The following is a 14,601-nucleotide window of genomic DNA, read 5'->3' on the forward strand; positions in this document are numbered from 1 at the left end:
CGCCCCAACGCGACCACGAATTCATGCACTTCCCCGGATTAAGCAGCAGCTTTCAGCGCGGCTTTCTGTAAGCCGAAAGCCCAATCAAGCCATGCTGTCAGTGCTTTGAGATCGGAAGTTTCAACCGTAGCACCGGTCCAGATGCGCAAGCCCGACGGTGCATCGCGATAGGCACCGATATCGAAGGCAACGCCCTCTTTTTCCAACGCCGAAACAATGCCCTTAGCAAAAGCCGCCTGCTGATCCGCCGAAAGTGCAGTCACTTCCGGGTCAACGATCGTCAGGCAGACAGAGGTATTGGATCGCGTTTCAGGCTTTTGCGCCAGATTCGCAATCCATGGCGTCTTTTCAACAAAAGCATCGAGAACTGCGAAGTTCGCATCGGCGCGCCCAACCAGACCGTCAAGACCGCCAACAGAGCGCGCCCAGCTCAGTGCGTCGAGATAATCTTCAACGCAAAGCATGGAAGGCGTGTTGATCGTTTCGCCAACAAAAATGCCATCGATCAGCTTGCCGCCTGAAGTGAGGCGGAATATCTTTGGCAGCGGCCATGCTGGCTTATAGCTTTCCAGACGTGCAACAGCGCGTGGGGAAAGAATGAGAATGCCGTGTGCGCCCTCGCCGCCCAGCACTTTCTGCCATGAGAAAGTGACGACATCGAGCTTTGCAAAATCAAGACGCTGCGCGAAAGCAGCCGATGTTGCATCGCAAATGGTCAGACCCTTACGATTTGCTGGAATGAAATCAGCATTTGGTACGCGAACGCCAGAAGTCGTGCCATTCCAAGTGAAAACCACATCGCGGTCGAAATCGACTTCAGCGAAATCGACCAGCGCGCCATAAGGCGCAACAAAGGTGCGCGTGTCTTCGAGCTTGAGCTGCTTGATCACATCGGTGACCCAGCCCGAACCGAAGCTCTCCCATGCAACCATATCCACGCCGCGCTCACCGAGCAGCGACCACAGCGCCATTTCAACAGCACCCGTATCGGATGCAGGCACAATGCCGATGCGGTAATCAGCGGGAACGCCGAGAATTTCACGGGTAAGGTCGATGGCTTCTTTCAGCTTGTTCTTGCCGATTTTCGCGCGGTGCGAACGGCCAAGCGGCGCATCGGCAAGCGCTTGAAGCGACCAACCAGGGCGTTTTGCACAGGGACCAGATGAAAAATTAGGGTTAGCCGGGCGAACTGCCGGCTTCGCAATCGTCGTCATTTTGTTTCCTATCCTCACAGATAGCACGCGCCTCGTTGGGGAGGCGTGGCCCGCTGATGAAAATACCGGAAAGCAAAATTTTCACAATATGGCGTGAAAGTTATTTTTGCAGAACCTGCCGAGATTGGTCCCGGCGAGTTTGGATGCCTAAAAAGCATGTCGAGCTCAAATGGATTCATTTGAGCTCCCGCGAACATGCGACAATTGAAAGAATCTAGAGCGAGCGCCATGGGTGCGATCAAACGCGACACGCTCTAGTAGTCATTTAGATTCCGAAAACCTGTTCCCAATTTTGGGAGACATGCTCTGGGATTACTTCTTGGATGGCTCATCTTGCATGCGCGCATAATAGCTTGCGATGAGCGCACCAGAAACATTGTGCCACACACTGAAAACGGCACTCGGAACAGCCGCCAGAGGCGAAAAATGCGCGTTCGCGAGTGCCGCACCCAAACCACTGTTCTGCATGCCGACCTCGATGCTGATCGCCTTGCGTTTAGCAAGCGAAAGACCAGCAGCTCGTGCCGCGAAATAGCCCAACACCAAACCAAATCCGTTATGCAGCACGACAACCGCGAAGATCAATGCACCGGACTGGGCAATCGCGACCTTGTTGACCGCAACCACAGCAGCGACAATCAAAACAATGCCGATGACAGACACCAGCGGCAGCATCGGAACTGCTGCCTTCACAAGACCTGGCATCAGCTTTTGCAGAATGAAGCCAAGCGCAAGCGGCACGAGGATAACCTTGAGGATGCTGACAAACATGCTCATCGCATCGACGGGAAGGTACTGGCTGGCAAAAAACCAGACGAGAAACGGCGTGACAATCGGTGCAAGCAAGGTTGTGACGCTGGTGCAAGCAACACTGAGCGCAACATCGCCTTTGCTGAGATAGGTCATCACATTGCTTGCAGTGCCACCCGGACAACAGCCAACAAGAATTACGCCTGCAGCAACTTCCGGTGACATCGGGATAATGCGCGTCAGCAAAACGGCAAGGAGCGGCATAATCAGGAACTGGGCAATAACACCGATAAGCACGTCAAACGGCCGTTTGGCAACTTCCGCGAAATCCTTGGTCGAAATCGTAAGGCCCATGCCAAACATGATGATGCCGAGCAACACGACGATCCACGGCGCAAACACGCTGAACGTCGATGGTAGCAGGAAACCAAGTACGGCAAAGACGATAATCCAGACGGCAAAGGAACGTCCGACAAAATCGGACAACGCGACGAGGGCTTTCATTTCTCTCCCTTCAGACTGCGCGCAGTCTAACTTTTATTTTTGAGGCGACACTAGAGCGTGTCGCGTTTGATCGCACCCATGGTGCTCGCTCTAGATTCTTTTAATTGCCGCATGTTCGCGAACGTTAAACGAACCCATTTAACTGCGACATGCTTTAATTTCATGCGGCCTTGTATGCGCAAACCGAAATTTTAAAACGGAAAATCGTAACAAAACTAACTTATGTGCCGTTTGGACAGGATTTTCGGAAACAAAAAGAAAAAGGCCCGGTTGCCCGAGCCTTTATTTCAATCAACGCGTTACGATTAGCCGCCGAACATATAGCGAAGGCCGACACGTACATCGTGGACATTCATGCCTTTGTCGTATCCATCGCCCACACCGTATGCACCATTAAACATCTTGCCACCATTGATATGGCGATAACGATAACCAGCATCGAGCTTGAGGTTCTGGGTCAGATCAACCGATGCACCGGCCATGAGAGCATAGGTGAAACGCCAGTTTGCATCGCCGGGCAATACGCCGTCATTCGTGGTATCAACAAGGTCGTTCCACTTCACGCGGGTGCCACCAATACCAGCACCGACATAAGGCGTCACGCCACCGAAATTGCCGAGATCAACATATGCGTTGGCCAGGAGTGACAAAGCAGACATTTGGCTTTCGTCGCGGTCGCTGGTGAACTTCGCACGCGTCATGTAGTCGAGCGTCAAATCCGTACGGAAGTAGTCGGTCACCTGATAGCCAACGCCACCGCCAAGCAGGAATGAGCCTTTCAGCTTGCCGCCATGGATCTGTGGATCGCCTTCACCGCAGGTATTGCACCCGCCTCCACCCGGCAGCGTATAACTCGCACCACGGAACTTTGCAGCCGAGTAGCCCACATCGCCACGCAGATACCAGCCACCAACAGCTGGGGGAGCGACAACCACTTCTGGTACGGGTTCAATGTAGTCGGCTGCTACACCGAGAGAACCTGAAGCCAACAAAGCTGCCGATGCGGCCAAACCAGCACACAAATTTCTAATAAGATTGTTCATTTATCTGCCCCATCGATTTGTCACGCCGCAACCGCGTCGGAACCGAGTATTCAGGGGCAGACTATTCAGGAAAAGTTAAATACAACTTAACCTTGTTTTTTAACTACGTTTATTAAGCTTCCCTAAAGTATGCGGCAGGGCGTATCCGCAACAAAAAAGCGCGGAATTGCCGCGCTTTTTTGTTCTCATGCAATCGTGCTAATCAGGCAGCGGCACTTTCCGAAGAAATGACGCTGATAATATCATTAACAACCTTTTCGACGAGAACGCGATCATCTCCTTCGGCCATCACGCGGATAAGCGGTTCGGTTCCCGATGGACGAATGACAAGACGACCCTGAGCGCCAAGACGCTCAGTGGCTTCGTCAATCGCGCTCTTGACCTTCTTGTTCTCAAGCGGCTTGCCGCCAGTGGTGCGGACGTTTTTGAGAAGCTGTGGCACCGGTTCGAACTTGCGGCATAACTCGCTCAGCGGCTTGTTTTCTTCCTGCGCGACCGCAAGAATCTGCAGAGCCGAGACCAGGCCATCGCCGGTTGTCGCGAAATCCGACAGGACGATATGCCCTGACTGCTCGCCGCCCACATTGAACCCATGCTCACGCATATGTTCAACGACGTAACGGTCACCGACTTTGGTGCGGGCAAGCGTCATATTGTGGTCATGGAGGAAGCGTTCGAGGCCTAGGTTGGACATGATGGTCGCGACAATACCGCCGCCTTGCAGACGGTCAGACCGAGCCCACGATTCGGCAATCACCGCTAGAAGCTGGTCGCCATCAATCACGGTTCCATTCTCATCGACGAGCAGAACGCGATCCGCATCGCCATCAAGTGCTATGCCGACATCGGCACGCACTTCATGCACCTTCTTCATCAAACCAATCGGATGGGTTGAACCACAATCCTCATTGATGTTGATACCGTTCGGCTCATCATTGATCGTGATGACTTCTGCACCAAGCTCCCAAAGGGCAGCAGGCGCTACCTTATAGCCGGCACCATTGGCGCAATCGACAACGACGCGCAGACCGTTGAGCGATATATTGCGAGGCAACGTGCGCTTCGCAAACTCGATATAGCGATAAATATCGCCATCGACGCGCTTTGCCTTACCCACTTCGCCATGGGTCGCAAGATGAGCCGAGAGATCACTATCGATCAGGCTTTCAATCTGCAATTCGATCTCGTCAGAAAGCTTGAAGCCGTCGGGACCAAAAAGCTTGATGCCATTGTCAAAGAACGGATTGTGCGAGGCAGAAATCATCACGCCGATATCGGCACGCAATGAACGGCACAACATGGCAACAGCCGGTGTCGGAATTGGTCCAAGCAGAAACACATCCATGCCAGCTGCGGTGAAACCGGCCACAAGAGCATTTTCCAGCATATAGCCGGAACGACGTGTATCCTTGCCGATCACAACGCGCGAGGCTTGGCCCCTACGGCGGAAGATGTGCCCAACTGCCATACCAACTTTCATGGCAATATCAGGCGTCATCGGAAAGCTGTTGGCCTTGCCGCGAATGCCGTCGGTTCCAAAATACTTACGTGTCATATTTTTAGCCTTGCGTTGCGCCATAGAGCTATCTCGAAGCAATCAAATATCAGTCGCTGTTAAACCAGTGAGACGGCAATGGCATCCGGATTTTATTAGCCCGGCAATAGCCGACAATAGATTGTCTGCGTTATTAGCGCAAAACCACCAGTCATTGCAATTTCACCTTTCGGGGAAATAAATCGCATCAAAGCCGCGTGCCTCACCATTGTGCTTATGATGCGCCGAAATCCTTAACCGAGCCTTTCTGATAAATCAGCTGCCAAAGCAGAAAAGCCGGGCTGACTGCCCGGCTTTTCCTAGGTTTAACAACGGTTACTGCGGCTGCGGATTTGGTTCGATGCCAGGCTCGCTGCCTGGTTCTTCACCCTTGCGCTTGCGCGCACTGCCAGCTTTCGGCACACCCGAACCACGCGACGGCGTATCGCTACCCTGATCGCGCGATGGCTTATTGCCAGCGATCAGTTGCTTGATTTCATCGCCGCTCAGCGTTTCATATTCAAGCAGACCTTCAGCCAGAGCAATCCAATCCTCACGCTTTTCAGTCAGAATGCGGGTTGCATCGGCATAGGCTTCGTCGATCAGGCGACGCACTTCGGCATCAATGATCTGCGCGGTTTCTTCCGAAACATTCTGCGTGCGCGAAACCGAATGGCCAAGGAAGACTTCTTCCTGATTATCGCCATAAGCCACGCGACCGAGCTTGTCGGAATAACCCCACTGAGTCACCATCGAACGAGCGAGCTTGGTGGCCTGCTGAATATCAGAGGAAGCACCAGAAGTGATGTTTTCCTTGCCGAACTTCAGCTCTTCAGCCACGCGGCCACCCATCATGATCGCCAGACGCGAAATCATCCACGTATAGGTCGCCGAATAACGATCACCCTCTGGCAACTGCATCACCATACCCAGCGCACGACCACGCGGAATGATGGTTGCCTTATGGACTGGGTCAGAACTCGGCACATTCATCGCTACGATGGCATGTCCGGCTTCGTGATAAGCCGTGTTGGCCTTTTCTTCCGGCGTCATGGCAGAGCGGCGTTCCGCACCCATCATGATCTTGTCCTTAGCGTCCTCAAACTCCTGCATGGTCACAAGGCGCTTGTTACGACGCGCTGCCATCAAAGCAGATTCGTTCACGAGGTTGGCAAGGTCTGCACCAGAGAAGCCCGGTGTGCCGCGTGCAATGATCTTGAGATCGACATTCGGTGCAAGCGGAACATTGCGCACATGCACTTTCAGGATCTGTTCGCGACCAACGATATCCGGGTTCGGAACCACGACCTGACGGTCGAAACGACCTGGACGAAGAAGCGCTGGATCAAGAACGTCGGGACGGTTTGTTGCAGCAATCAGAATGATTGATTCGTTTGCTTCAAAACCATCCATTTCAACCAGAAGCTGGTTCAGCGTCTGTTCGCGTTCGTCGTTGCCGCCACCAAGACCGGCGCCACGATGACGACCGACGGCATCGATTTCGTCGATGAAGATGATGCAAGGTGCATTCTTCTTGGCCTGTTCGAACATGTCACGGACGCGGCTTGCACCAACACCAACGAACATTTCAACAAAGTCAGAACCGGAAATCGTGAAGAACGGCACATTGGCTTCGCCAGCAACGGAGCGCGCAAGAAGCGTCTTACCGGTTCCGGGAGGGCCTACGAGCAGAACGCCGCGTGGAATTTTACCCCCCAGACGCTGGAATTTCTGCGGATCACGCAGGAATTCAACGATTTCCTCCAGATCCTGCTTGGCTTCTTCAACGCCTGCAACATCCTGAAAAGTCACGCGTCCGTGCGCTTCGGTCAGAAGTTTGGCCTTAGACTTGCCAAAGCCCATCGCGCCGCGCGAGCCACCCTGCATCTGGCGCATGAAGAAAATCCACACACCCAGAATAAGGATCATTGGAAGCCAGGAAAGGAGAATACCCAAAAGCGAGCTGGAACCGTCGCTTTCAGGACGGGCTGTGATAGCCACACCCTTTTCTTCAAGACGGGAAACCAGTCCGGTATCACCCGGCGAATAGGTTTGGAAGGTCGAGCCGTTATCGGCAAACGTACCGCTAATCCGCTCACCAGTGATCGTTACCGACTTCACGCGCCCGTTGGAAACGTCGTCGATAAACTGGGAATAGGAAACTTCACGGGAATTGGTGCGCTGGCCAGGACTCTGGAACAGGTTGAACAGCGCGATCAAGAGCAGAGCAATGATCGCCCAAAGGGCGAAGTTGCGATAGTTCGGATTCATAACGGGTCCAATCGATACCACGGCCATCCCGCGAGAACGGGACGATGTTTCGACTTAACATAGGATCGAAGGAAGGCCTTGCCAAGGCGCGAGAGCCGCCTCGTCTTCGATTCTTGTCAATCTGGTTTATAAAAATTAGGACATTCACGGCCAAACCGCTTTTCAACGGCATTTGCCAGCTCAAAATCATAGCCCGGCAGCACATGATCGAAGATTGCGAAGTGTCTTTCGATACTGATTCCTGTAGGCAATTTTTGTCCAACCATGGCCGGAAGCTGCGAAAGTTTGCCGTCTTCATATACGGCGGGGAGCATCATCAGCGCTTCCCGTTGCGTCGAATCAACCTCCAACCCGGTGTTTTTTATAAAATCAATCAGCTCCTGCCGTTCAGGAGCGCAGATATCAAATGAAAGAACACCCTCATTGGTGAACCGATAACGCCCGTCCCAAATGATCCGCTGGCCGGGTTCAAGTCGCATAACGGGAAGATTGCGCCGTTCACGTCGGAAGCGATGTGGCTGTCCCTTCTTGCCTAGTTCGATGAGCGCCCCGAAAACCGTCATGCGCCCGCTTTTTTCTTGCCCCGATAAAACTCTCTCGATGCGAGACCGCTCGGCATCACCGGGCAGAAAGCGCCGACCGCCTGCAATCGAGGCCAACAGGCCGGAAAACAGGCGCCGCACATTTTCCGGTAACGCCGCATAGATATTGGCGTTGACCGTAATCGCGCCAAGCGGGCTCATATTTACGCAATCAGGATTAGCCAGAGCCGCAATCAGAATCGCGTTATCACGTTTGCGCGCAGCACTCGCGAGCGCAATCTGCGCGAGAATCATATCTGGATCAGCCTCAGCTGCGGAGGTCAGTCGCACACGCGGGCGTTCGTAATTGGTGTTCACATTGCTTGGGTCATCGATCCAGACGACATTTCTTTTGGTCAGTTCCTGGCGCAACTCGCTACGCGACTTGCCGAGCAGTGGCCTGATCAACTCGACAGAACTTTCCAGCCAGGACCGCGAAGCCATCGCTGCAAGCCCACGCGCTTCCGAATGAGAACTGCGTTCTTTCCGCATCAGGAATGTTTCGATCTGGTCGTCGCGTGTGTGTCCGGTAGCAATATAATCTGCACCTGCCTCTTGAGCGGCCTGCACCAGAAGTCGGTAGCGTGCAGAACGGGCAGCAGCAGCAACACCGCTTTTTGGCTTCACGTCTTCCCAAGCCAGCACTCGATGAATAACGCCATGCGCCTTGCAAAGACGTCCCACATCTTCGGCCTCTTTGGCCGATTCGTCGCGCAAACGATGATCAATGGTAACTGCAGTCAGCGACGGAGGATTATCCAGCGTCGTAAGATACTCTTTCAAAAGGAACAAAAGTGCCAGTGAATCGCTTCCGCCTGAAACGGCAGCCACAATTCCTTTGGCATTCTCAAGTCCGAAAGGTTTAAAAATTTCGATCGGGGAAAGCCCCACAAATGATCTCCGCAATCAGCATTTAATACGCGTGCGCTCATCCGTTACCCGCTTCAAAATTGCGGGCGCCGCATTTGGATAACGGTCAGGAACTTGTTTGAAAGTCGCACAAGCAACGTCATGATTGTCCATTTTTTCAAGCGTCATACCGAGCTTGAACATGTTTTCTGCTGCTCGCTTTGAATCAGGGTAATCGCGCTGCGTGTCGATGAAAACCGTTGCAGCTTCTGGAAAACGTGACTGACCATAAAGCGATTCACCAAGCCAATAGCGTGCCTCTGCAGTCGTCGGATCGGCGGGATAACGCTTGATATGCTCACGGAATCCTGTCTCCGCGGCTTTGTAATCACCTGACATCAGATACTGATAAGCAGCCTGATAAAGCGAATTCGGATTGTCGTCGGTTGGAAGAGAAGCGACAGCTTCACCAGCAGGAAGCGCTGCACCCTGTTCTGCCGGGCGTGGCTCCACATTCATGGTTTCGCCGATTACATTGCCATTGTTGTCAAAGCGAATGGAGCCGAGCTCTCTCGGCGGCTCCCCACGCTGGGGCCCACCCTGTGGGGCAGCACCTGAACCAATAGCCATGGAATCGGCGCCCGCTGAATTGTTGGCCGCCGTTTGAGAAGAAGAACCATAATTACCGTCTTGCGCAATGCTTCCAGACCCCCCGTTATCGGGGGTTCCAGTAGGAGCAGCATTTGCCAGCGATGTATTATTGCCGTCATTTGGCGTGCCACCAGCATCCGCACGATCACCATTTTCCAATACCTGGAAGCGGCGTTCGTTTTCTTCCTGCATTTTCTGCATCTGATCCTGCAGTTCAAGGACCTGGAAATTCATGGCTTCAGCACGGGCACCGAGTGTGTCTGCAATTGCTGCTGGGTTCGCCATGCCCTGCGTGCAAAGATCGCTACCGGGTGGAGGTGTTACAGGCGCATTCTGGCCCGCACTTGCTTGTGCTGCGGCTCCGCCACCCTTTTTCTTTTCCAGCTCTTCGAAGCGGAATTCATTGTCGTCCTGCGTCTTCTGCAACTGCTCGTTCGTGAACGCTATCTGTGCGTCGACATCCTCCACCTTACCGGTGAGATTGCGGATCAACTCCTGTTGCAAGCCCGGACTCTGATATCCGCCCTGCCCGCCCGCGCCGCCGCTATCGCGCATGGCATCGTCAAGTATCGCAGTGGAACCGATACTGACATGGTTCTGCGCGCCACCCCGACCCTTTTCCAATGCCTGAAAACGGGTTTCGTTGTCGCGCTGGATTTTCAGCATCTTATCGCGAAGCTGCAGGATACGGGCATAGGACTGCGCATTCTGATGCGCGAGATTACAGACCTGCTGCGAAAACTGACCGCCGCCGGCATCACCCGCCTGCGCCAGCTGGATAACCCCTTGCTGCGAAGAAACAGATGCTGCCAGAACCGGAGCACTTGCCAAAAGCGGCAGCATGGCAATTGCCAGTGTCACTTTTCTCATTGGTTTCCTCATTCCCTTTTGCCCCTATCGCTCATGTGCCCTAAAATCTTGAACCGCAATAATCATGGCCATGTACAGGATGATCAGGCATCGTGCCTGAATATTATCTGAACACCCAATTTCTCACGGCTCTTCTCAGCTTTTAGAGAAAATCCATAAAAAGCAAAGATGCTTTCCCTATGACACTGGTGACTTCGGCCAAAATTTGTCAAAAGCACCAATAGTCGGGCTCTAAAGCAAAAAAAGCGGCCCAAAGGCCGCTTTTTCCGGATTAGGTTCATGCTACTTGCTGAAACTTAGCTGCCAGCACCGTTGAGAACGGTAACGGCACGGCGGTTCTGAGACCAGCACGAATTATTATCACAAACAGCGATTGGACGCTCGTTACCGTAGGAAACGGTGCGCATGCGGCTGGTTGGAACACCACGAGCTGAGAGGAAGTCGCGGGTTGCAGCTGCACGACGCTGGCCGAGCGCAAGGTTGTACTCACGTGTACCGCGTTCGTCAGCATGGCCTTCGACGGTGATCGAGTACTGCGGATAGCGCTGCAGCCACTGAGCCTGCTTCGACAGCGTCTGCTGTGCATCGGCGCGGATCAGCGAGGAATCGAGATCGAACAGAATACGGTCGCCGACATTCACGGTGAAGTCCTGCGACGAGCCGGGCGTTGCAGCGCCACCAGCCAAGCCAAGATCACCGGCATTGTTCGGAAGGTTCTTCTTGGACGCACAACCGGCAACGGCAAGCGTCATGAAAAGGGCAATAGCGATAGGGCTACGTGCAATCGACTGGAAACGGCGCATGGGCCGGAGCTCCTTAAGATTTGATGTTCCTGCGTAACCGACCAATAATCATATTTAGGTTAAGGCAGGCTCAAGAAGTATGGTTAACAATTTCTTTCGGCCAAATGCAAACCGGTTTTTTCCGGCAGCAATTCTGTTTTTAGCCAGTGATGGCTAAATGCGGCAGAAACACGGCTCGACGACCTGGATTATGGCAAATTGCCATAAAAAAGGCGCGAAACCTGCGTTCCGCGCCTTCGAACTTCTTAACATCATCGAACAGACTAGAGCGCCGTGCGCCCTCTTGGGCGCACAAAGGTCGCTCTAACACTCTATATTTACAGCATAATTTTACCTTAAACTGATTCAAGTTTAAGGAATTATGCTGTAGAGCGTGTCGCGGTTAATCGCATCCATGGCGCTCGCTCTAGATTCTTTTAACTGTCGCATGTTTGCGGGAGCTCAAGGGAATCCATTTGAGCGCGACATGCTTTAGTCGAGCAGCGGCGACCAGGCCGGGTCGGAACCGAAATTCGGCGTCTGTATCTGGCGTTCGTTGCGGCCTGTCAGATCAATCGTAAACAGCCTTGGGCCACCGGCACCTGCTGCCTTGCGGAAGAACATCAGGACGCGACCATTCGGAGCCCAGGTCGGGCCTTCATTGTGAAAGCCTGAGGTCAACAGACGCTCGCCCGTACCATCGGTCTTCATGACGCCAATGGAGAACTGTCCCTGCGACTGTTTTGTGAAGGCGATCAAATCACCGCGTGGCGACCATACTGGAGTGGAGTAGCTACCGTCACCGGCAGATATACGACGCGGGTTGGAACCATCGGCACCCATCACATAGAGCTGTGGGCGTCCACCACGGTCAGATGAAAATACGATCTGCGAACCGTCTGGCGAATAGGATGCACTGGTATCAATCGCCTGACTATTGGTGAGGCGCGTTGTGGTGCGATTACGCAAGTCCATCGTGTAGACGTTCGCGCTGCCGTCATCCTGAAGAAGGCTCATCACAACCTTCTGGCCGTCTGGCGAGAAGCGTGGCGCAATCGTCATGCCTGGGAAATTGCCAACAAGCTCACGCTGGCCGGTTTCGAGCTGCAGCAGGTACACCTTGGGCGAACCGCCTTCGAACGACATATAGGTTACTTCCTGACGATTTGGCGAGAAACGCGGCGTCAGTGAAATGGCGCGACCATCTGAAAGGTACCGAACATTCGCGCCGTCCTGATCCATAATAGCCAAGCGCTTCACACGCTTCTGTGCCGGACCCGATTCATCGACGAAAACAACGCGGGTGTCAAAATAGCCTTTTTCACCGGTCAAGCGTTCATAGATCGCATCTGCGATGATGTGAGCAACACGACGCCAGTTATCCGGTGTTGTGAAGAACTGCTGACCGATCAGCTGCTGGCCACCAAACGTATCCCAGAGACGAAATTCAGCCTTGAGCCTGCCATCCGGCTGCTTTGTAATACGGCCCGTGACCAGTGCCTGCGCATTGATGACTTTCCAATCTTCAAAACGCGGTGTTGCGTCCGGGTTGGAAATCTTTTCAATGAATGCATTCTTGTTGATCGGTGCGAAAAGGCCCGAACGCTCAAGATCTGCCGCAATGACCGAGGTGATATTCGCTCCGAGCTGATCGCCCGAAAGGAAATCGGTGATCGCTACCGGTAATGGCTCTACCACACCCTTGTTGATGTTGATTTCCACCACCGCACGAGCAGGCATGGTAGCAACAAGGCTTGCAGCAATCATACAGGCGAAAGCCGAAAAAACTGTCCGGATCTTTGTTTTCATGATGCCGATCTTCATGTCTTCAGGGACCTCTTTTGTCCTTAGAGTGCCGTGCGCCCTCTTGGGCGCACAAAGGTCGCTCTAACAGTTTAGATTTGCTGCACAATTCCTAGGGAACTATGCAGAGACCTTATTGAGGGGCCTTAGTGGCGGGCCTCATTCAGGCATTCGTTAGGAGTGACCAGCCAAGCTGATCAGAACATTTCGCTCGGGTCGAAGTTGACGATCACTTCCGACCAGTTGTCATATTTGTCTGCAGGCAGATTGTATGGTGCGCAACGAGCCACAGCGCGCTTGGCGCTTTCAGCTGCGGCACGACCCACACCATCTCCACCACCACCAGATGTCACCTCGGGGGAACCCTGGATAGAACCATCCTGATTGAGACGCATCTTCACCGTCACGACAAGTCCTGGTGCATCTGCCACACCGGCAGGAACGTTCCAGCACTTGGAAATCGCGCCACGAAGGGCATCCATTTCATTCTGGCTCAGCTTCGAGCCGCCCGTATTCTTCTTGCCGCCCAGCGATGCCTGATCGGTCGAACGCTTTGCACCACCACCGGATGCCTTCTGCTTGTTAAGCAGGGCGGCGACCTCATCAGCAATGGCGTCATTCTTCGACTGCGATGTCTGAGAAGCAGTTTGGGACTTCTTCTGATCTTCCGTTGGCTTGCGGTCTGGTGTCTTAGCCGTTTGCGCCTGCGGCGGTTTTGGCTTTGCCTGTGGTGCAGGAACATTGTCCGGCAGTTTCGGCGCGGTCTGATCTGGCGTTTCGGCCTGTTTTTCGATCGCTTCAGCAACCGGATCAGGTTTCACTTCCTGTTTTTCTTCCGGTTTGGTCTGAACTTCCGTCGCGGGCACCGGCGTCGGCTTTTCCTGCGGCGTAGGTTCTGGCTTAGGATCGGGCTTCGGTTCCGGCTTCTTCACCGGCTCCGGCTGCGCTTTTGGTTCCTCAGCCGCTTCAATCGGCTTGGCCTTATTTTCAGGCCGTGGTGGCGTTTGGCTATCGACTTCCTGATCGCCAAAATTCTGAGCTTCAGGAACAGTCTGCGGCTTTTTCGTCGGAACAGGAGCCGACTTTTCCTTCATCGGTGCGGTCTTATCGCCCTGCTGAATCTGGGTAATCGATTCGATCGGCACGATGTCGACCGGAAACGACTCCGAATCCTGCACGTCGAATGCCTTCGGCGAGGAGAAGGAGAAGAGCCCCAACGCGATAACGACGGTATGGAGCGCTACAGAAGATGTCAGGCCAGCCTTCATGATGGCGTCAGCTATCCTGCTCCTGGAGTGTCACAAGGCCGATATTCTTGAAACCGGCGGCGGAAATGCGAGCCATGACCTTCATGACAGTGCCGTAATCGGCAGACTTGTCACCGCGCACGAAAATGCGCTCTTCGTAACCGGTCTTGGCAATCGCCTGAAGTTTGGCAACAACTTCATCAAGCGGAATTTCAGTTTCCTGCAGATAAATCTGGCCTTCGCTGTTCACCGATACGGTGATCGGCTGTGTGTCAGCATTCATGGCTTTCGCCTGCGTATCTGGCAGATCAATAGGCACACCGACCGTCAAAAGCGGGGCAGAAACCATGAAGATGATAAGCAGCACCAGCATCACGTCCACGAATGGCGTAACGTTGATTTCACTCATCAATGCCTTCTTGCGGCCACGCCTGCGGCGACCACCCGACTGCATTCCCTGATTTCCAACTGACATGCCCATTTCAATATTCCCGAAGGCTCG

General features: G+C 53.6%; 11 protein-coding genes. All 11 read right to left on the minus strand.

Annotated elements, in window-relative coordinates:
* Positions 1–38: 38 nt before the first annotated feature.
* Positions 39–1,214, minus strand: a complete 1,176-nt coding sequence (locus CES85_RS18980) for a phosphoserine transaminase (RefSeq protein ID WP_095447316.1) — start codon at positions 1,212–1,214, stop codon at positions 39–41.
* Positions 1,215–1,526: 312 nt separating this feature from the next.
* Positions 1,527–2,468: a bile acid:sodium symporter family protein gene (locus CES85_RS18985; protein WP_095447317.1), complete on the minus strand. Its 942-nt coding sequence runs from the start codon at positions 2,466–2,468 to the stop codon at positions 1,527–1,529.
* A 305-nt stretch (positions 2,469–2,773) separates the two neighbouring features.
* Positions 2,774–3,511, minus strand: coding sequence for an outer membrane protein (locus tag CES85_RS18990; protein ID WP_095447318.1), 738 nt, complete (start codon positions 3,509–3,511; stop codon positions 2,774–2,776).
* 202 nt (positions 3,512–3,713) lie between these two features.
* A complete protein-coding gene (glmM, locus tag CES85_RS18995; RefSeq protein ID WP_191793448.1) occupies positions 3,714–5,066 on the minus strand; it encodes a phosphoglucosamine mutase in 1,353 nt (450 codons plus the stop codon).
* A 315-nt stretch (positions 5,067–5,381) separates the two neighbouring features.
* Positions 5,382–7,316, minus strand: a complete 1,935-nt coding sequence (gene ftsH, locus CES85_RS19000; RefSeq protein ID WP_095447320.1) for an ATP-dependent zinc metalloprotease FtsH — start codon at positions 7,314–7,316, stop codon at positions 5,382–5,384.
* 116 nt (positions 7,317–7,432) lie between these two features.
* A complete protein-coding gene (gene tilS, locus CES85_RS19005; RefSeq protein ID WP_095447321.1) occupies positions 7,433–8,788 on the minus strand; it encodes a tRNA lysidine(34) synthetase TilS in 1,356 nt (451 codons plus the stop codon).
* Between the two features lie 15 nt (positions 8,789–8,803).
* Positions 8,804–10,279: a tol-pal system protein YbgF gene (gene ybgF, locus CES85_RS19010; protein ID WP_095447322.1), complete on the minus strand. Its 1,476-nt coding sequence runs from the start codon at positions 10,277–10,279 to the stop codon at positions 8,804–8,806.
* A gap of 284 nt (positions 10,280–10,563) precedes the next feature.
* On the minus strand, positions 10,564–11,070 hold the full coding sequence (gene pal / locus CES85_RS19015; protein WP_094578174.1) for a peptidoglycan-associated lipoprotein Pal: 507 nt from the start codon (positions 11,068–11,070) through the stop codon (positions 10,564–10,566).
* 471 nt (positions 11,071–11,541) lie between these two features.
* On the minus strand, positions 11,542–12,873 hold the full coding sequence (tolB, locus tag CES85_RS19020) for a Tol-Pal system beta propeller repeat protein TolB (RefSeq protein WP_095447323.1): 1,332 nt from the start codon (positions 12,871–12,873) through the stop codon (positions 11,542–11,544).
* A 176-nt stretch (positions 12,874–13,049) separates the two neighbouring features.
* Positions 13,050–14,120: a cell envelope integrity TolA family protein gene (locus tag CES85_RS19025; RefSeq protein ID WP_095447324.1), complete on the minus strand. Its 1,071-nt coding sequence runs from the start codon at positions 14,118–14,120 to the stop codon at positions 13,050–13,052.
* A gap of 7 nt (positions 14,121–14,127) precedes the next feature.
* Positions 14,128–14,580, minus strand: coding sequence for a protein TolR (tolR, locus tag CES85_RS19030; protein ID WP_024895713.1), 453 nt, complete (start codon positions 14,578–14,580; stop codon positions 14,128–14,130).
* Positions 14,581–14,601: the final 21 nt, after the last annotated feature.

The organism is Ochrobactrum quorumnocens, assembly GCF_002278035.1.
GTDB classification, from domain to species: domain Bacteria; phylum Pseudomonadota; class Alphaproteobacteria; order Rhizobiales; family Rhizobiaceae; genus Brucella; species Brucella quorumnocens.

Excerpts from the sequence above, each read along its gene's own strand:
- glmM (WP_191793448.1), bottom strand. The coding sequence starts at position 5,066 with ATGACACGTAAGTATTTTGGAACCGACGGCATTCGCGGCAAGGCCAAC.
- pal (WP_094578174.1), bottom strand. The coding sequence starts at position 11,070 with ATGCGCCGTTTCCAGTCGATTGCACGTAGCCCTATCGCTATTGCCCTT.
- CES85_RS18980 (WP_095447316.1), bottom strand. The coding sequence starts at position 1,214 with ATGACGACGATTGCGAAGCCGGCAGTTCGCCCGGCTAACCCTAATTTT.
- tolR (WP_024895713.1), bottom strand. The coding sequence starts at position 14,580 with ATGGGCATGTCAGTTGGAAATCAGGGAATGCAGTCGGGTGGTCGCCGC.
- CES85_RS18990 (WP_095447318.1), bottom strand. The coding sequence starts at position 3,511 with ATGAACAATCTTATTAGAAATTTGTGTGCTGGTTTGGCCGCATCGGCA.
- tolB (WP_095447323.1), bottom strand. The coding sequence starts at position 12,873 with ATGAAGATCGGCATCATGAAAACAAAGATCCGGACAGTTTTTTCGGCT.
- ybgF (WP_095447322.1), bottom strand. The coding sequence starts at position 10,279 with ATGAGGAAACCAATGAGAAAAGTGACACTGGCAATTGCCATGCTGCCG.
- CES85_RS19025 (WP_095447324.1), bottom strand. The coding sequence starts at position 14,120 with ATGAAGGCTGGCCTGACATCTTCTGTAGCGCTCCATACCGTCGTTATC.
- CES85_RS18985 (WP_095447317.1), bottom strand. The coding sequence starts at position 2,468 with ATGAAAGCCCTCGTCGCGTTGTCCGATTTTGTCGGACGTTCCTTTGCC.
- ftsH (WP_095447320.1), bottom strand. The coding sequence starts at position 7,316 with ATGAATCCGAACTATCGCAACTTCGCCCTTTGGGCGATCATTGCTCTG.